This window comes from Klebsiella spallanzanii (assembly GCF_902158555.1).
In the GTDB taxonomy this organism is placed as follows: domain Bacteria; phylum Pseudomonadota; class Gammaproteobacteria; order Enterobacterales; family Enterobacteriaceae; genus Klebsiella; species Klebsiella spallanzanii.
On record NZ_CABGGS010000010.1, the window covers coordinates 1 to 17,628 of the forward strand.

General features: G+C 49.0%; 15 protein-coding genes, 1 tRNA gene and 3 rRNA genes. 8 read left to right on the forward strand and 11 right to left on the reverse strand.

Annotated features, from left to right (window positions below; translation table 11 throughout):
* The 4 genes from FN082_RS10715 to rrf (FN082_RS10730) form a co-directional block, all read left to right on the forward strand.
* Window positions 1-91, forward strand: a 23S ribosomal RNA gene (locus FN082_RS10715); the annotation flags it as partial.
* 64 nt (window positions 92-155) lie between these two features.
* A 5S ribosomal RNA gene (rrf, locus tag FN082_RS10720) occupies window positions 156-271 on the forward strand.
* Between the two features lie 14 nt (window positions 272-285).
* Window positions 286-361, forward strand: a tRNA-Thr gene (locus tag FN082_RS10725).
* Between the two features lie 37 nt (window positions 362-398).
* A 5S ribosomal RNA gene (gene rrf / locus FN082_RS10730) occupies window positions 399-514 on the forward strand.
* Window positions 515-694: 180 nt separating this feature from the next.
* Here rrf (FN082_RS10730) and FN082_RS10735 read toward each other — a convergent pair.
* The 3 genes from FN082_RS10735 to FN082_RS10745 form a co-directional block, all read right to left on the reverse strand.
* A complete protein-coding gene (locus FN082_RS10735) occupies window positions 695-916 on the reverse strand; it encodes a hypothetical protein (RefSeq protein WP_142981548.1) in 222 nt (73 codons plus the stop codon).
* A gap of 283 nt (window positions 917-1,199) precedes the next feature.
* Complete coding sequence (locus tag FN082_RS10740) at window positions 1,200-4,310, reverse strand: efflux RND transporter permease subunit (RefSeq protein ID WP_139540755.1); 3,111 nt, start codon at window positions 4,308-4,310, stop codon at window positions 1,200-1,202.
* Between the two features lie 13 nt (window positions 4,311-4,323).
* Complete coding sequence (locus FN082_RS10745) at window positions 4,324-5,463, reverse strand: efflux RND transporter periplasmic adaptor subunit (RefSeq protein ID WP_142981549.1); 1,140 nt, start codon at window positions 5,461-5,463, stop codon at window positions 4,324-4,326.
* Window positions 5,464-5,840: 377 nt separating this feature from the next.
* Between FN082_RS10745 and envR the strand changes: the two genes are divergently transcribed.
* Entirely contained in the window at window positions 5,841-6,482 is a 642-nt protein-coding gene (gene envR / locus FN082_RS10750; RefSeq protein ID WP_139540753.1) for an acrEF/envCD operon transcriptional regulator, read from the forward strand.
* Between the two features lie 73 nt (window positions 6,483-6,555).
* Here envR and fis read toward each other — a convergent pair whose 3' ends face one another.
* The 8 genes from fis to FN082_RS10790 form a co-directional block, all read right to left on the reverse strand.
* Complete coding sequence (fis, locus tag FN082_RS10755; protein WP_000462905.1) at window positions 6,556-6,852, reverse strand: DNA-binding transcriptional regulator Fis; 297 nt, start codon at window positions 6,850-6,852, stop codon at window positions 6,556-6,558.
* A 24-nt stretch (window positions 6,853-6,876) separates the two neighbouring features.
* The gene (gene dusB, locus FN082_RS10760) at window positions 6,877-7,842 is read right to left on the reverse strand and encodes a tRNA dihydrouridine synthase DusB (protein WP_139540752.1); all 966 of its coding nucleotides are present in this window, start codon (window positions 7,840-7,842) and stop codon (window positions 6,877-6,879) included.
* Window positions 7,843-8,170: 328 nt separating this feature from the next.
* Entirely contained in the window at window positions 8,171-8,911 is a 741-nt protein-coding gene (locus FN082_RS10765) for a carbonic anhydrase (RefSeq protein WP_142463234.1), read from the reverse strand.
* 139 nt (window positions 8,912-9,050) lie between these two features.
* Window positions 9,051-9,932: a 50S ribosomal protein L11 methyltransferase gene (prmA, locus tag FN082_RS10770; protein ID WP_142463233.1), complete on the reverse strand. Its 882-nt coding sequence runs from the start codon at window positions 9,930-9,932 to the stop codon at window positions 9,051-9,053.
* Window positions 9,933-9,943: 11 nt separating this feature from the next.
* Window positions 9,944-11,395 (reverse strand): sodium/pantothenate symporter, encoded by a 1,452-nt coding sequence (gene panF, locus FN082_RS10775; RefSeq protein ID WP_142981550.1) that lies wholly within the window; start codon window positions 11,393-11,395, stop codon window positions 9,944-9,946.
* Window positions 11,385-11,627: a YhdT family protein gene (locus FN082_RS10780; RefSeq protein WP_142463231.1), complete on the reverse strand. Its 243-nt coding sequence runs from the start codon at window positions 11,625-11,627 to the stop codon at window positions 11,385-11,387. Before FN082_RS10780 ends, panF begins: the two co-directional genes overlap by 11 nt.
* A 95-nt stretch (window positions 11,628-11,722) precedes the next feature.
* Window positions 11,723-12,682 (reverse strand): sugar kinase, encoded by a 960-nt coding sequence (locus FN082_RS10785; RefSeq protein WP_139540747.1) that lies wholly within the window; start codon window positions 12,680-12,682, stop codon window positions 11,723-11,725.
* A 10-nt stretch (window positions 12,683-12,692) separates the two neighbouring features.
* Window positions 12,693-13,526 (reverse strand): DeoR/GlpR family DNA-binding transcription regulator, encoded by an 834-nt coding sequence (locus FN082_RS10790; RefSeq protein ID WP_142981551.1) that lies wholly within the window; start codon window positions 13,524-13,526, stop codon window positions 12,693-12,695.
* A gap of 517 nt (window positions 13,527-14,043) precedes the next feature.
* On the opposite strand from FN082_RS10790, the gene FN082_RS10795 reads away from it, so the two are divergent.
* The 3 genes from FN082_RS10795 (at window position 14,044) to FN082_RS10805 (ending at window position 17,612) form a co-directional block, all read left to right on the forward strand.
* On the forward strand, window positions 14,044-14,934 hold the full coding sequence (locus FN082_RS10795; protein ID WP_139540745.1) for a substrate-binding domain-containing protein: 891 nt from the start codon (window positions 14,044-14,046) through the stop codon (window positions 14,932-14,934).
* Window positions 14,935-15,122: 188 nt separating this feature from the next.
* Entirely contained in the window at window positions 15,123-16,622 is a 1,500-nt protein-coding gene (locus FN082_RS10800; protein ID WP_139540744.1) for a sugar ABC transporter ATP-binding protein, read from the forward strand.
* Window positions 16,623-17,612 (forward strand): ABC transporter permease, encoded by a 990-nt coding sequence (locus FN082_RS10805; RefSeq protein WP_139540743.1) that lies wholly within the window; start codon window positions 16,623-16,625, stop codon window positions 17,610-17,612. It begins immediately after the preceding gene.
* Window positions 17,613-17,628 lie beyond the last annotated feature (16 nt).

Here is a 17,628-nt window from a genome sequence, read left to right on the forward strand (position 1 = left end):
ACGTTGAAGACGACGACGTTGATAGGCCGGGTGTGTAAGCGCAGCGATGCGTTGAGCTAACCGGTACTAATGAACCGTGAGGCTTAACCTTACAACGCCGAAGATGTTTTGGCGGATTGAGAGAAATTCAGCTTGATACAGATAAACAGAATTTGCCTGGCGGCTGTAGCGCGGTGGTCCCACCTGATCCCATGCCGAACTCAGAAGTGAAACGCCGTAGCGCCGATGGTAGTGTGGGGTCTCCCCATGTGAGAGTAGGGAACTGCCAGGCATCAAATTTAGTGTGCTGATATGGCTCAGTTGGTAGAGCGCACCCTTGGTAAGGGTGAGGTCCCCAGTTCGACTCTGGGTATCAGCACCAGTTTTTAGGTTAAAGTTCGGCGATTTGAAAGAATTTGCCTGGCAACGATAGCGCGGTGGTCCCACCTGACCCCATGCCGAACTCAGAAGTGAAACGCCGTAGCGCCGATGGTAGTGTGGGGTCTCCCCATGTGAGAGTAGGGCATTGCCAGGCACCAAATAAGTAGAAAGCCCATCCGTCAGGATGGGCTTTTTGCGTTTATACAGGTGAAAATTTTTGTAAGGTGCTCTCGAACAGATAGTGATTTTATCCTGTTGAGGCGCGAATTCTTACCTTAGAGGAAAAAGGTACCGGATATCTCGCCGGTACCTGCCGTAGCCGAAAAGAAGGGAATTAACGAGTTAATGCAACAATGCCAAGCGTCAAGCCTGCTACCGCAGCGGCGCCTCCGGCAATAGCGCCAGCGGTTTCCCAGTTGTCCTGAGTCGTTCCTTTCACACAGGTATTTGTGTGAACTAATCTACCTTCCGAATCATAGACCGGTACGCACGGAGAGTCATGTGCACAGCCGGCGAGTAACGTTGCCAGCAATGTCACAATAATAAATTTATTCATGATGTTACCTCTAAATAATCCGCTGAGTTGTATTGGTGAGCCCACACATATACGGAACAACTTATTTTATCATCGAGGATATAGAAGGCTGATAGAGATAAATAATCTCAATTTATGATTAACGTAAATATCGTGAAGAAAGTTATATGAATATGTAGGAATAATATGATTTTCGGTCCGGTAAAAGTATTAAAAAATAATAAATATATTTAATTTCATCAGGATAGATATTGAATCTTAGATAAGAAAAAGGCACCTGAACGGTGCCTTTAGAAAAGAATACTTATTCTGCGTGCTTCGTAAATCGCCGCCTTACGACAACAAAGAAAACGGGCACGAAGAAGATAGCCAGCAGCGTTGCCGTCAACATTCCCCCCATAACACCAGTACCTACAGCATTCTGGGCTCCGCTACCTGCCCCATGGCTAATAACCAAAGGCAGAACCCCCAGGATAAAGGCCAGTGAAGTCATCAGGATAGGGCGCAAACGCATGCGAGATGCTTCAAGCGTTGCTTCGATGATTCCTTTGCCTTCTTTATCCATGAGGTCTTTCGCAAACTCGACAATAAGAATGGCGTTTTTGGCGGAGAGGCCGATAGTTGTTAATAGACCAACCTGGAAATAAACATCGTTATTTAGTCCCCGGAATGAAGCCGCTAATAATGCCCCAACGACACCTAACGGAACGACGAGCATGACTGAGAATGGAATAGACCAGCTTTCATAAAGGGCGGCAAGGCACAGGAACACCACTATAAGTGATATTGCATACAAAGCCGGGGCCTGATTACCGGACAGGCGTTCTTGCCAGGACATTCCCGTCCAGTCATAACCAATACCTGTTGGTAGTTTACTGGCCAACTGTTCCATCAAAATCATGGCATCGCCGGTACTTTTACCAGGCGCGGCTTCGCCCAAAATCTCCATTGACGGTAGTCCATTATATCGCTCGAGGCGCGGCGAGCCGTAAACCCAGCGTGAGGTCACAAATGCGGAGAACGGAACCATTTCACCATTAGCGCTGCGGACGTACATATTATTGATATCACTCGGCAGCATACGGAATTTGGCATCGGCCTGAACATAGACCTTTTTCACTCGCCCATGATCAATAAAGTCATTTACGTAGTAGCCCCCTAGCGCTGCGGAAATTGTTTCATTGATATCAGATAGTGATACACCCAATGCCTGGGCCTTCTCTTGATCGACATCGAGCTTAAACTGCGGCGTGTCTTCAAGCCCGTTTGGTCTAACACGTACCAGCTGATCTGGATGTTCCTTCACCATGCCAAGAAGCTGATTTCGCGCCTGGGTCAATGCACTATGGCCAAGGTTACCCTGATCGATAAGCTCAAAGTCAAAGCCGGTAGCCGTACCCAGTTCGATAATTGCGGGCAGATTGAAGGGGAAGACCATCGCATCTTTAATCTGGCTGAAAGCGCCGGTGGCCCGTTTAATGATCGCCTCAACGCCATTTTCTGAACCACTGCGTTCTTCCCAGGGTTTCAGACTGACAAACGCCATACCGGAGTTTTGCCCCTGGCCGCTAAAGCTAAAGCCGTTGACGGTAAAGACGCTTTCAACATTCGCTTTCTCTTTATGCAGGTAGTAATCAGTCACCGTATCAAGAACTTTCTGCGTGCGTTCCTGCGTAGCGCCGGAAGGGAGCTGGATCATGGTCATAAATACCCCTTGATCCTCATCAGGAAGAAATGACGTTGGCAGACGCATGAATAACACAGCCATACCAACGACGATTAGTAAATAAATGATGAGATAGCGCCCGGTACAGCGCAAGATCCCGCTAACGCTGTTGGTATAGTGATTGACGCTACGATCGAATTTCGCATTAAACCAGCCAAAAAAGCCTTTCTTCTCATGATGATCGGCTGATGCTGGCTTCAGTAGCATGGCGCAAAGTGCAGGGGTCAGGATCAGCGCGACCAGCACGGATAGCGCCATGGCGGAGACGATGGTGATAGAAAATTGCCGATAAATTGCCCCTGTAGAACCGCCAAAGAAGGCCATTGGGACAAAAACTGCCGATAGAACCATGGCAATACCAACCAGCGCCCCCTGAATTTGCGACATTGATTTTTCCGTCGCCTCTTTTGGGGAAAGCTTCTCTTCAACCATCACGCGTTCGACGTTTTCCACCACCACGATAGCATCGTCGACCAACAGACCTATTGCCAATACCATGCCAAACATGGTTAGCGTGTTGATGGAGTAGCCGAAAGTTGCCAGTACGGCGAATGTGCCAAGCAGGACGACCGGAACCGCAATGGTGGGGATAAGCGTGGCTCTGATGTTCTGTAAGAACAGATACATCACCAGGAAGACGAGGATTATTGCTTCAAATAGCGTCTTCACGACTTCATGAATAGAGATCTTCACGAACGGCGTGGTGTCATAGGGATAGACAACCTTCATCCCCTGTGGGAAGAAGGGCTGTAATTCGGCAAGCTTCGCTTTAATCGCAGCAGCAGTATCGAGCGCATTAGCGCCGGTAGCAAGCTTAATCCCCAATCCGGAAGCCGGTTTACCATTAATTCGGGCGACGACGTTATAGTTTTCGCCTCCAAGCTCAATACGAGCCACATCTTTCAGATGAACAACTGAGCCATCAGCATTCACCCGTAGCGTCACCTTGCCAAACTCTGCAGGGTCTTTCAGCCTCGTCTGAGCAATGATGGACGCATTCAGCTGTTGGCCTTTAATCGCTGGCGTACCGCCAAGCTGACCCGCGGCAATCTGATCGTTTTGTACCTGCAACTGGTTGATGACGTCGACAGGCGTCAGGTTGTACTTATTCAGCAGGTTGCCATCCAGCCAGACGCGCATTGCATACTGCGCGCCGAAAAGCTGTACATCACCAACGCCGTTAAGGCGGCTGATGGTATCTTTGACGTTTGAGGCGACATAGTCTGATATATCGTCCTGAGTGGTACTGGGATTATCGGAGATGAAGCCTGCGACCAACAGGAAGCTGCTGCTCGATTTCTCCACGCTGATCCCCTGCTGTTGAACCTCCTGCGGCAGCAGCGGCGTAGCGAGCTGGAGCTTATTCTGCACCTGCACTTGTGCGATATCCGGGTCCGTGCCCGACTTAAAGGTCAGGGTGATAGTCACGCCGCCGGCTGAATCGCTGGTAGAGGACATGTACATCAGGTTATCAATACCGTTCATATTCTGTTCGATAACCTGTGTGACGGTATCCTGCACTGTTTGCGCATCTGCACCGGGATAGGTTGCGGAAATGGCAACAGCCGGTGGCGCGATCGTTGGGTATTGAGCAATAGGCAGTTGCATAATGGCAAGGCCGCCAGCAATCATCATGATGATGGCCAGTACCCAAGCGAAGACTGGTCGATGAATAAAAAACTTAGACATAGTGATTCATACCTTATTGCGCGACAGATGCCGCGGTGTCCTCTTCGGCTTTCACCGTGACGCCGGGACGAATCTTCTGCAGGCCGCTGATAATAACTTTTTCGCCAGATTTAAGGCCGCTAGTGATGAGCCACTTATCGCCAATAGCCTGTGATGCCGTGACTTCACGACTCTCAACCTGGTTTTTGTTATTAACAAGCATGACGCTGGCATCGCCACGTGGTGTACGGGTTACACCCTGTTGGGGAACCAGGATCGCATTCGGAGAAACACCCTCGTCAATACGGGCGCGAACAAACATCCCCGGGAGCAGTGCGTGCTGCGGGTTGGGGAAGATAGCGCGTAGCGTAATAGAACCAGTACTCTCATCGACAGTGACATCAGAGAACTGCAGTGTGCCCTTAAGCGCATAGGGTTGGCCGTTTTCCATAATCAATTGCACGCTTTTAGTGTCGCTGCCGTGCTGTAGACTTTCCTGTTTCAGGCGCATGAAATCATTACTGGATTCAGTAACATCGACATAAATCGGATTGAGCTGCTGTACCGTCGCCATCGCGTCAGCCTGACCATTTGTCACCAGGGCGCCTTCGGTCACGCTGGATTTGCCGATGCGTCCGCTGATGGGAGATGTCACTTTGGTGTAAGCCAGGTTAATACGCGCGCTTTCAACAGCGGCTTTTGCGGCAATAACGTCGGCATCAGCCTGGCGTGCTGTTGCGACGGCCTGATCATATTCCTGCTGGCTGATGTATTTTGTGCCGAGAAGCGGTGCATAGCGTTTCACCGTCAAATGGGCGATGGCTGCTGCGGCCTCTGCTTTTGCTTCATCGCCCTTTGCGCTGTTGTAAGCGGCCTGATAGGTCGCAGGATCGATTTGGTAAAGCGACTGCCCTGCGGTGACATCGCTTCCTTCGACAAAGTTACGTTGCAGGATTATTCCACTGACCTGCGGACGTACTTCCGCTACGCGGTAGGCTGATGTGCGACCAGGCAGCTCTGTGGTCACCGATAGAGGAGCGCTGTTCACCACATGAACGGAGACCTGGGGTATCTGAGCGTGCGGTTGCCGATCGCCTGAATTATCGCAACCGCTAAGTAAGATGGTCGAGATAATTAGGCTGGATAAAAGTGTAACTCTGACGTGACGTGTCATTGCTGTTCCTTATCGATTACGAGCTGGGTTGGCCACGAATCTGTGCAAGAAATAATGAATTGAAATGCGGTTTGTTATCCTACAAATAAAAAACGATGGATGTAAGGAATAGTTATTTTTTAGCCATCAGCAAGGCACGCAAAAACAAAATGGTATTGGTTATGTTTTGAGAATGACCTCAAGTTAAAATTTACTTACATTGATATTTTAATTCTGAATGATTTTAATTTTATTATTCATTTGGTGTATTTATTGTGCTTTTGATTGAGATTTAGCTTATCTGTGTTTTTGCTAAGCAATATTAATTGTCAGGTGCTAGGGTTATACGTATTAAGCTATTTCACATACTCTTAATCTGGCATTAAGCGGAGCATCGTATGCCTAGAAGAACGAAGGAAGATGCGTTAAAGACGCGACAACTTCTGATTGAGGCCGCCATTCAACAGTTTGCAATACGTGGCGTAACCAGCACCACGCTGACTGATATCGCAGATGCTGCGGGCGTGACGAGGGGGGCGGTATACTGGCACTTTTCCAGTAAAGCAGAACTCTTTAATGCAATGTGGCAACAGCAGCTACCGCTACGCGATCTGCTTCAGCATAGATTTAACTCATGCGGTAATCTGGATCCGCTGAATAAACTGCGTGAGAAATTTATTATAGGGTTGCAATATATTTCTGGAAATCCTAAGCAGCGTGCGCTGATGCAGATCTTGTATCAGAAGTGTGAGTTTTCCAGCGATATGATGTCAGAGGTTGAGATTCGAAAAAAAATTGGGTTTAGTTATCCAATTATTCGAGAGGTACTACAATGCTGTATTCGTAACGGATTATTACCAATGGAAACGAACATTGAAATTTCATTAATTGTATTGCACAGCGCATTTGTTGGTATTATTAAAAACTGGCTTGTGGAGCCCGAGCAGTTCGACCTGTATCACCAGGCACCCGCTTTGGTCGATAATATTATGTCTATACTTTGCGGAACCAACAGGCTACAGATGATTGTTAATCAATAAATCAGACGAAATAAAAAAGGCGCTTCCCCATGCCGAAGAGCGCCTTTTTAATCATACAGTTAACTGATTAGTATCAGTTCATGCCGTATTTTTTCAGTTTCTTACGCAGAGTACCACGGTTGATGCCCATCATCAGGGCAGCACGGGTCTGGTTACCGCGGGTGTATTGCATCACCATGTCCAACAGGGGCTGTTCTACTTCAGCCAGTACCAGCTCATACAGGTCATTCACATCCTGACCGTTCAGTTGAGCAAAATAGTTCTTCAGTGCCTGTTTAACCGAGTCACGCAGGGGCTTTTGAGTCACCTGATCCTGAGAGTTAACGGTAGAAACGGTCAGTACGTCAGAATTTACGCGTTGTTCGAACATAGTTCTGTCAGCTCTTTATTTCTATTACGCAAAATTTTCGAAGTATGCCTCCAACGCCGCCAGCTGTTCGCTGGAATCTTCTATGGCGTTGAATGTGCGCCGAAACTGGTCATCTGGAGCGTGTTCCTGGAGATACCAGGATACGTGTTTACGCGCGATTCGGTACCCTTTTGCCTGGCCGTAAAAGTCATGCAGTTCCCGAACGTGCGCACAAAGCAAGCGCTTAACCTCTGCCAACGGCAGCGGGGGCAGCAGCTCCCCAGTGTCCAGATAGTGCTGGATTTCCCGAAAGATCCAGGGTCTTCCCTGAGCTGCGCGGCCTATCATAAGGGCATCCGCCCCCGTATAGTCGAGCACAGCTCTGGCTTTAAGCGGGTCAGTAATGTCACCATTCGCGATAATCGGAATGGAAACTTTCTGCTTAACTGCCCGAATACTGTCGTACTCAGCTTCTCCGTTAAACAAGCAGGCGCGCGTGCGTCCGTGAATAGTCAGAGCCTGAATGCCACATTCTTCAGCCAGTTGGGCAATCTCTACACAGTTACGGTGTTCCGGTTCCCAACCGGTGCGAATCTTGAGAGTTACGGGAACGTCCACTGCTTTAACGACCTCCGTCAGGATTGATTTCACCTGCTCGGGGTACTGCAAGAGGGCTGAACCTGCAAGCTTACGATTCACTTTTTTAGCCGGGCACCCCATATTGATATCAATAATTTGGGCACCGCTTTCCACGTTAATACGGGCGGCTGCAGCCATCTCTTCCGGCACGCTACCGGCGATTTGCACGGTACGAATACCGGGCTCATCAACGTGCACCATCCGTAAGCGGGACTTGTCGCTCTCCCAAACCTGCGGGTTGGAGGACATCATCTCGGATACGGTCAAGCCTGCTCCCATCTCATAACACAACGTCCTGAATGGTCTGTCAGTAATGCCAGCCATAGGCGCTGCGATCAGTCGATTTCTGAGCTGGTGGTGTCCGATGCGCATGAGTTAAGAAATGACCATACTGTGACTGCAAGGCGGCGTATATTACGCATTTTTTGCACGAGATGAAAGGCCAAACTTTGACCAATCCTCTGCGGTGGATCAAAGAATCGCCGTGCAAGTAAACAGTCATGAATAATTAGCTTTATAAATCATTGCATTATAAATATGCGGTGAAATTATCTACACACATAATTTTGCATAACTTCTCATTTTTTCTTCCCTGCGCAGGGAAGCAACAAGATAATCTGCTGAATAAATCAGCAAATTATCTTAGCTTTGTGTGAGTTGGCTCTCATTTCAGAACATGATCGTGAAGCGTACCTGATGTTTACTCTACGACTACGCGACCATTCAGAGGCTGCACCGGACGATTATTATCGTGGTGCATGGTATGGCTAAATTTTTCCAGCTGTGCTGCAGAAAGCGTCAGAGGATGTTTAAGGACAATCCAGGTTACCCCTTCGGAGCAAGGCGGAGTCGTCAATGAGCCGCTGAAGCGCCAGTATGTTTTATCCGTTGGAAGAAGGGCGTTGAGGTCCATCTGTGTGCTAATTTTGGTATTCTGCTCAGCTTTCTCGGGCATGGTTGCCCATAACTTATCCAGCTCTGTGTTTGCAGCTCCTTTATCAAACATGACGGCCACGACGGCAACCGCGCCTGTGGCGTCTTTGTGAACCAAGTGCATCTCCATCGCATAGTGCTTACCGTGAACGGTATTTTCGCTCGGCGCGTGGAAGTGGAACTGCTGAAGTGTAAAAGGAGTACCGTCAATTGTGATGGTATCTGCCGTGTCGGTTTTTAACCCGGCCTGGATGGTATGACCATTGTTGATGAGCGTGATTGGCCCATCGGTATAGTGGGTATCCAATGGCGAAAGATGTGCTTTGAGCGTGGTATCAATGTTGATTGGCGATTGGTTCATGCCGGTCTGGCAGGTTTTGAACTCTTCGCCGAGCGATCCCCAATGTTCCGGTGAACCTTCGCCTTCGTAACCCCAATGGGAAGCCAGAACAGTAACGGGCATGATGCTGAACGCCAGCAATGCCGCCTTGCCTAAAGATGTTTTCATGTAATTCATCCGATGAATAGAATGGTGTTTTTTATTTGTAACAGCAACGTGCTACTTCACTATTTTATTCCGAATGAGTAGAGGATTTTGTACAGAAAACGCGGAAAAGCGTGGCCTGCAGCGAGGCCACGAGGAGGCGTTATTTTTTATAACCAGTGATTCGGCACCACTCTTCTTTCTCGACGACAGGGTCAAGGACGAAGAGATCGGTATAGGCTTCACAAACGCTGTCAGCCTGGCTGGCGAGAATGCCGGAAAGGCCTAGCAGGCCACCTGTAACAGGCAGCACGCTGATGAGTGGGGCTAGCTCGCGTAAGGGGCCAGCCAGGATGTTTGCGACCACCACGTCGGCTTTCATCGCCTCTGGCTGATCCTTGGGCAGATAGAGTTCCAGGCGTTCGGAAACGCCATTGCGCTCGGCATTATCGCGGCTGGCCTGAATGGCCTGCGGGTCAATATCAATGCCGATAGCTTTCGCTGCGCCCAGTTTTAGCGCTGCGATGGCCAGAATGCCGGAGCCGCAGCCAAAATCGATAATCGTCTTGCCTTCCAGATCGAGTCCATCCAGCCACTGCAGGCACATTGCGGTTGTGGGATGCGTCCCCGTACCGAAAGCGAGGCCGGGATCGAGCATTACGTTGACGGCGTTTTCATCCGGAACGTCGCGCCAGCTAGGGCAAATCCACAGACGTTTCCCGAAACACATAGGGTGGAAGTTATCCATCCATTCGCGCTCCCAGTCTTTGTCTTCCAGCTGTTCAATTTTATGCACGAACCCGCTACCCAGAAGCGGGTGCTGTTCCAGGATTGCTACCACCTCTTTCATGTCAGTTTCTGCGTCAAACAGACCGATAACGTCAGTATCGCCCCACAGACGGGTTTCGCCCGGTAGAGGTTCGAATACTGGCGTATCGTGCGTGTCCTGGAAAGTAATGGAAACGGAACCCGCTTCCATCAGAGCATCACTCAGTTCTTCCGCGTTTGCACCGGTAGTATTCAGTTTCAGTTGGATCCATGGCATGGCAAAACTCTTTATTTATCAGTAGTCAATACGGCGGCTTGTGGGACGGAGGAACCAAAACGGTTTCCGGCCAGGAAAGCCAACAAGCTTAACAGTAACGAGGGCACTATAGGGTGGAAGCCCAGGTACTGAATATTAAACGTGGCGAGAACAGCATACAGTACGCCGCCGACGATCATCGCGCTCAACGCGCCTTTCGCGTTTGCTCGTTCCCAGTACAAACCCAGAACCAGCGGCCATAAGAACACAGCCTCAAGGCCACCGAAGGCCAGCAGGTTGAGCCAGATAATCATCTCCGGCGGACGCCAGGCTGCCAGCATCATCAGGATCCCCAACACCAACGTGGTGATCGTTGAGATCCGCTTTAGCTTCTGCTCGTTATGCTTTTTCGTCGGTTGGGCGCTTAGCCAAAGATCTTTAATGATCGTAGCTGATGCCTGCAATAAATGGGCGTTAACGTTCGACATAATTGCCGCCATTGGCGCCGCCAGAAACAGTCCAGCAGCCCACGGTGGCAGTACCTGCACCATTAGTGTCGGAATCACCTGATCCGGAACGGTCAGGTCAGGCAATACTGCTCTGCCCAGCGCCCCTGCGAGATGCATACCAAACATCAGAATGGCGACGACGATGGTGCCGATGATAATTCCGCGGTGAACCGCCTTACTATCCTTATAAGAGATGCAGCGCACGGCGGTATGCGGCAGGCCGATAACGCCGAAGCACACCAGAACCCAGAAGGAAGTCATAAATGCCGGGGTGAGGATGTCATCAGCGCCGTGCGGCGATACCAGTTGCGGATCGATGTGTTGCAGCGTATCTACGGCATTATGCAATCCGCCCGCCGCATGCACGACGCCAACCAACAGGACAATTGTGCCGATCAGCATGACCATGCCTTGCATCGTGTCGTTGAGGACGCTGGCGCGGAAGCCACCGAAGGCGGTGTATAACGCGATAGTGATACCGAAGATCAGCAGACCCGTTTCATACTTAATACCGGCGGCAGTTTCTAACAGGCGGGCACCGCCGATAAACTGTACGGCGATCGCCCCGACAAAAGCGACCAGCAGACTAACGCTGGCGATCCAGACGACCGCGCGGCTTTGGTAGCGCGCCTGTAGCATGTCGTTCAGGGTAATCGCGTTGTATCGTCGCGCCAGGATGGCGAATTTCTTGCCGAGGATCCCCAATGACAGCCAGATCGTCGGCACCTGGATCATGGCCAGTAATACCCAGCCAAGCCCGTATTTATAGGCGGCTCCTGGCCCGCCAATAAATGAACTGGCGCTGATATAGGTGGCGGTGAGCGTCATTGCAAGAACGAAGCCGCCCATTGAGCGGCTACCGAGAAAATATTCACTGAGAAAGCTACCGCTGCTGCGCTTGCGCATCGCGTAAAACGATAGACCGAATACCACTAACAGGTAAACGAGCAGCACAACGATGATTTCAAACTGCATCGTTATCCTCCAGAGAGATATCGCGGAAGATGAAACGCACCATTGCCCAGCACAGCAGAATAAATAACAGCGGTACCAGCAGGCAGGCCATTTCGAACCAGTGCGGCAGGCCGGTTATGCCAATACCGACGCCCGGTAGATAGGCAGCAGCCAGCCAGGCGGCAAGATAGAGGAGAGTTAGCCACAGCGCCCAGCGCGCTTCTTTATGGGCCTGAACAAACCTTTTGTCCATGGAAGGGGTCTTCCTTATGGTGGTGAAACATGAAGCGGGCAATTCTACGGCAATAGCCAGGATGGGGAAAACAATCTGACAGGAAATATTCGCCATCAGCGCTGGTTGCGCAGGAAATCCTCGATATCAGTAAGGGAAGATATCCCTTCCATTGGCCCTTGCTGCGTGACGGCGATTGCCGCACTTGCGTTAGCGTAATCCAGCGCTTTTTCGGCAGTCTCGCCCGCCAGAAATAGCGTAACAAAAGTGGCGCCGAAGCAGTCTCCTGCACCTGTAGGGTCAACGCTTTCCGTACAATAGCCGGGAAGGTGCAAGGTTTGCAGCTCACCGTTTTTCAGCCGGTAGTAGCTGGCTCCGTTTTGTGCACGTTTTACGACGACATGCTTCACGCCAGAGCGCAGTAAATCGCTGACAATGTGCTCTTCCTTTAGATTTTTGTGCCGGGCGAAAAAAGGCAGTTCATTTTCATCTGGCAAGAAAATATCTGTATATTCAATTAGATAATCAAATGCCTGCTCCATCTCCGGTATATTGAGCATCTCTTTACGAATATTGGGATCAAAAGAAACGGTACCGCCTGCCGCCTTGATCGCCATCATTGCTTTGCGCGTGGCATCAATCATACGGAACGAAAAAAGTGATGAGCCCATAATGTGGATATGTTGGCACTGCTGCAGTAACTCTTTATCAATATGCTTATCGGTGAACAGGCCGCAGGCGCTGTCGGGAATATTAAAGATAAAGTCTCGTTCCTGCGGGCTATGGTAGCTAACAAACGCGGTTCCGGTGACGGCATTATTCATAATGTGAATGCCGTCGACAATCACCCCTTCATGACGCAGACGTTCAATATTCAAATGACCAAAATCATCATTACCCACGCAGCCGAAAACCATCGCCCGATGGCCTAATTTGGCTGCCTGCGCGGAGAAAATAGCAGGAGCGCCGCTGGGAAACGGGCCAATGAATTCGCCGGGGCGGGTAAATTCCTGCTGTGGGTTTCGGGATAAAAACTCCACCAGAAGTTCACCGATCGTACAGATGGTTAGTGTCACAGATGCCCTCTTATTGCTGCATTTTTTCGCGGTTCGACCAGGTGAAGCAGTTGTTATTAGTGTACAAAGTAGCGAAATCCGCATCGCTTAATTGTTGCTGATATTGTTCGCTAATGCTGTCACTGGCGATCACATTTTCCACTTCATTGAGATGGCCTATAGAGGACGTCGCCATGCCAGCCGCCGTTGTGAGCAGTATGGTTTTATTGCGGGAATGATCGAAACAGTGTCGGCATGCCACCGCCAGCTCGGGGATAGTGATGCCCAACGTACCATCGGCGTCGATACTGTTTATTTCCAGAATGCTGTGGGTAATGGTGTGGTGCAAAAATGCCTGCTCCAGAGATCTACCGACTAGCACCCCTTCAGGACGCAGCATTTCACTGCCGACGAGAATAATTTCGCCATCAATAAACTGATTTGCCAGCAGGGCGCTTTCCGGATCGTTGGTGATCAGGCGAATTTTTTTCAGCTCGTTGAGCAGCGGTACGATCTTACGGCAAATGGCGCCATGGCCGAGAAACAGCGTATCGCGATCGCGTATTAACCGCATACCGTGCCGGGCTATCTCCATCTGCAGCGCATGGCTCGGTATGGCCACTTGTACAGGTGTTTCAGGTTCTGTTGTGAGCTGTTGCGTTGAGATAGCTCCGCCAAAAGAACGTTTGAGATAACCCTGTTGCTCCAGATAGCTCAGATCACCGCGAATAGTGACGCCGGAAACGCCCAGCTGAGCTGAGAGTTCGTCAACTTTTATTTCCCCTTGGGCGCTGACGATTTCGGCGATTTTTAGCCTGCGTTTCAGCAGATTAGATGATTTTCTGGGCACGGTAATACTCGTCATTGGCCTGCAATGGCTGACACTATAGCGGTATGCCTTTTTCTTTGAAAGTTATCCGTAGGGAAGTATTTGAAAGTTAAGGAGGGGTCTGGAGTATCATTTTTGCGGTGTGAAACAGCGTAACCAATTGAAATTACTGTTTTTATCAAATTCAACTCTTTATGGTTAAACTTTTGTTTTGTAAGTTATGTGGAAAAATAAATTACATTTTGTAAGTTATTTTCCATCATTTGAGCTACCTCACGCTTTTTTGCCTGCTCATTGTGCTAATTTGCTTTCAAAATGAAAATACAACATGATTTAGCCTTCGTTTTGTAAGAGCAGGGGCTGGAACAAGCGTTGGAATGCTTGTCGTTGCAAACCAACGCTTGTTGCAGAAGGTCCGGGCAGGGGAGCGTTATCCAGCGTTTCATTGCCACTATTCCATGGTCGGGGGCTATTTGTTCGACGCAGTTCACTGGCGGCAGTGGAGGCTCATTTTAGCCGCAACTAACCCTACAATAACAATGAGGATGTATTGATGAATAAGTTTAAATTACCCGGTTTGGCCATGCTGGTGGGGCTGGCTATTTTTTCTCAGAGCACTTTTGCTAAAGAGTATAAAATAGGTGCATCCTTGTTGACGCAGCAGCATCCTTTTTATATTGACCTTGCCAATGCGATGAAGGATGAAGCGAAAAAAGATAACGTTGATTTAAGCATTTCGATTGCCAATCAGGATCTTAATAAGCAGCTTTCTGATGTCGAAGATTTTATTACGAAAAAAATGGATGCCATTATTATTTCTCCTGTTGACTCTAAAGGCGTCCAGGCTGCAATTATTAAAGCTGATAAAGCCGGTATTCCGGTTATTACCGTTGACGTTGCCGCTGAGGGGGTACCGGTTATCGCGCATGTTGCGACCGATAACTATGCAGGAGGCGTCGAGGCCGGTAAATTAATGGGGAAACTGCTCGATGGTAAAGGCACAGTAGCGATTATTAGCTATCCAGCATTGCAATCCGTTGTCGATCGTGTTGAAGGATTTAAAAAGGGATTGACGGATACGCCGGATATCAAAGTTGTAGCGGAACAGCCGGGAATTACACGTGCCGACGCATTAACCGCAGCACAGAATATTATGCAGGCTAATAAGAACCTTAGTGGCCTGTTTGGTTTTGGTGACGATGCGGCGCTGGCTGCGGTGATTGCCGCGAAATCGGCCCGTAATGAGAATATCAAAATTATTGGTTTTGATGGCATGAAAGAGGCGCGAGATGCCGTAGATAGTGATAAAACGTTCGCGGCCGTAATTCGTCAGTATCCCGATAAAATGGGGGCTAAAGCCATCGATGCTGCTGTTGACCATCTGAATGGCAAGCCCGTTGATAAGCTCATTCCTGTTCAGCCCGGGGTGTATACCGGGAAATAAAAAAAGAACGCTATCGTAAACATTATTGTCCCTATCTTCAGGTTGTGCCCCTTTGCCAGCCTGAAGATCGCGTTTACTTTCTGAATAATAATGTATTTCGATTATTTACCTCTGTTGTTGGCAATATATCTGCCATGTAAATCACACAAGTATATTTACGATGTTTTTACTATGGTGTTGAGGTGGTTATGACGGACGTTGTCCTGGAAGTCTCCCATGTGGCTAAAATTTTTGGTCACGTTCAGGCTCTGAAAGATATCACGCTCTCTATTCGTAAAGGGCGCGTTCATACCTTATTGGGTGAAAATGGAGCAGGAAAATCGACATTGATGAAAATTCTTGCTGGTGTTTATCCACCCACGCAGGGAACCATTACGTTGCATGGTAGCCCTGTTACCATTAATAACCCGCAGCATTCACGAAAGCTTGGCATTGCGATTATTTTTCAGGAATTAAGCCTGAGCAATAATATGACGGTCGCCGAGAATATCTATGCCAATAATGAGCCAATGCGTTTTGGCATTATCGACGACAGAAAAATGGTGGCTGACTGTCAGCGTTTATTAACGGAGCTGGGGATCCCATTGAATGCCCATGACATGGTAGGCGATATGTCGATGGCGCAGCGTCAGCTGGTGGAGATCGCTAAAGCGTTAAGTTATCCCGCAGACGTCGTCATTATGGATGAACCTACATCATCACTGAGCGATAACGAAGCCGAAATTTTATTCAATATCATTGCGAAACTGACGCAGCGTGGCAGCGCGGTGATTTATATCTCGCACCGCATGGATGAAATCATGCGTATCTCTGACGATATTTCGGTCATTCGCGACGGCGAATATATCGCGACGCATGAGAAGAAAGATAGCCATATTCAGCAGCTTATTGCTCAGATGGTCGGGCGGGAGATGAAAAATATCTGGCCGCCGCGTATTGGTGAGAAACCGGACGCCAGCGTCACGCCAAGGCTGGAAACCAGGGCGCTGACGCATCCGGCCTTTTTTCATCAGATCGATTTTGCCGTGCGGCCCGGTGAAGTATTGGGTTTCTTCGGTCTGGTTGGGGCCGGTCGTTCCGATGTGATGAAGGCTATTTTCGGCATCGTTTCGTACCAGGGAGAGATCCTGATCGATGGCAAAAAAGTCGACATTCGTTCGCCGAAACAGGCCATTGAGCATGGTATTGCGTTTGTGACGGAGAACCGCAAGGAAGAGGGGCTGGTGCTGATGCACGATGTGAATATGAATACGCACCACGTGGCTTTTCAGTATAACGCGTCGCGGCTGGGACTGATTAACCATCGGCAAGAAGAGCGGCGAACGCTTAAGTCAGTTGAGCTGATGAACACCAAAATTAACTCGATCCACCAGCCGGTAAGCGCGTTAAGTGGTGGAAATCAGCAAAAGATCGTGTTGTCGAAATGGCTGGAAAAAACGCCGCGTATTTTAGTGCTTGATGAGCCGACGCGCGGCGTGGATGTGGGGGCGAAATTTGAAATTTATAACGTTATTCGTCAACTGGCTGCCGCAGGGACGGCAATTATCCTTGTTTCGTCCGAACTGCCGGAAGTTATGGCGCTGAGCGATCGCCTGGTCGTTATGCGTAATAAAACCATTGCTGACATTTATCCGTGTGAAAACCTGACTCAGACACAGGTGATGACCGCTGCAACAGGAGTACAGTAAATGACTGAGAAAGCTATCTCTATACCAAATGAACGGAATTTGGCGACGAGCAATAGTTTCAAAAAGATCTTTAAACAATATGGTGGGATCCTGAGTGGAATGATCGTGTTGATTATTCTCTTTAGCTTTCTGAATGATAGTTTCTTTACCAGTAATAATATCACCAATATTATTCTTCAGGTTTCTATTATCGCGATTACTGCGTACGGTATGACCTATGTTCTACTTCTTGGCGATATTGATTTATCCGTCGGATCCACCATTGCGCTGATTGGTACTTTTGCCGCGCTTGGCGCATCCTGGGGGATCCCTTTTATTTTATTGATCCCGCTTTCTATCATTGCAGCACTGGTTCTTGGCATGATTAATGGCGGTCTGACGGCTATCGCCGGGATACCTTCTTTTATTGTCACCGTCGCGACCATGGGGATTTTCCGCGGCATTGCCTATATTGTTACCGATGGTATGCCGATAATGATTAAAGATAATGCCTTCCTCGCGTTAGGCAATAGCGAGTTTCTCTATATCCCTATCCCGATCTGGATTTTGTTAGTCCTGCTACTGGTTAATCATTTCGTTCTCACCAAAACGACCTTCGGTCGCAAGATTTATATCACCGGTGGAAATAAAGAGGCGGCCGTATATTCCGGAATTAACGTTATTCGTCTGAAAATTAAGGTCTTTATGATCACTGCCGTTTTGGCGGGTATCAGCGGTATGATTTTGGCATCACGTCTTTACTCCGGTCAGCCGAATGCGGCATTGAGTTATGAGCTGGATGCCATTGCTGCGGCGGTTCTCGGCGGCACTAGCCTGAATGGAGGCTATGGCACGGTGGTCGGTACAATGATTGGTGCGTTGACCATTGGCGTAATTAATAATGGCATGAACTTAATGAACGTTCCCTATTTCTATCAGATGGTGGTCAAAGGACTGGTCATTCTGATAGCGGTTTATGTCGATGTTAGAAATAAAAGAAAACGCGGCTAAATATTTCAAGGAACTA

What these genes read in the sequence shown, in the direction of transcription:
- FN082_RS10800 (WP_139540744.1), top strand. Translation starts at nt 15,123, where the DNA reads ATGACGGACGTTGTCCTGGAAGTCTCCCATGTGGCTAAAATTTTTGGT.
- FN082_RS10740 (WP_139540755.1), bottom strand. Translation starts at nt 4,310, where the DNA reads ATGTCTAAGTTTTTTATTCATCGACCAGTCTTCGCTTGGGTACTGGCC.
- FN082_RS10805 (WP_139540743.1), top strand. Translation starts at nt 16,623, where the DNA reads ATGACTGAGAAAGCTATCTCTATACCAAATGAACGGAATTTGGCGACG.
- fis (WP_000462905.1), bottom strand. Translation starts at nt 6,852, where the DNA reads ATGTTCGAACAACGCGTAAATTCTGACGTACTGACCGTTTCTACCGTT.
- FN082_RS10790 (WP_142981551.1), bottom strand. Translation starts at nt 13,526, where the DNA reads ATGACGAGTATTACCGTGCCCAGAAAATCATCTAATCTGCTGAAACGC.
- FN082_RS10735 (WP_142981548.1), bottom strand. Translation starts at nt 916, where the DNA reads ATGAATAAATTTATTATTGTGACATTGCTGGCAACGTTACTCGCCGGC.
- FN082_RS10745 (WP_142981549.1), bottom strand. Translation starts at nt 5,463, where the DNA reads ATGACACGTCACGTCAGAGTTACACTTTTATCCAGCCTAATTATCTCG.
- FN082_RS10795 (WP_139540745.1), top strand. Translation starts at nt 14,044, where the DNA reads ATGAATAAGTTTAAATTACCCGGTTTGGCCATGCTGGTGGGGCTGGCT.
- panF (WP_142981550.1), bottom strand. Translation starts at nt 11,395, where the DNA reads ATGCAGTTTGAAATCATCGTTGTGCTGCTCGTTTACCTGTTAGTGGTA.
- dusB (WP_139540752.1), bottom strand. Translation starts at nt 7,842, where the DNA reads ATGCGCATCGGACACCACCAGCTCAGAAATCGACTGATCGCAGCGCCT.
- envR (WP_139540753.1), top strand. Translation starts at nt 5,841, where the DNA reads ATGCCTAGAAGAACGAAGGAAGATGCGTTAAAGACGCGACAACTTCTG.
- prmA (WP_142463233.1), bottom strand. Translation starts at nt 9,932, where the DNA reads ATGCCATGGATCCAACTGAAACTGAATACTACCGGTGCAAACGCGGAA.
- FN082_RS10765 (WP_142463234.1), bottom strand. Translation starts at nt 8,911, where the DNA reads ATGAAAACATCTTTAGGCAAGGCGGCATTGCTGGCGTTCAGCATCATG.
- FN082_RS10780 (WP_142463231.1), bottom strand. Translation starts at nt 11,627, where the DNA reads ATGGACAAAAGGTTTGTTCAGGCCCATAAAGAAGCGCGCTGGGCGCTG.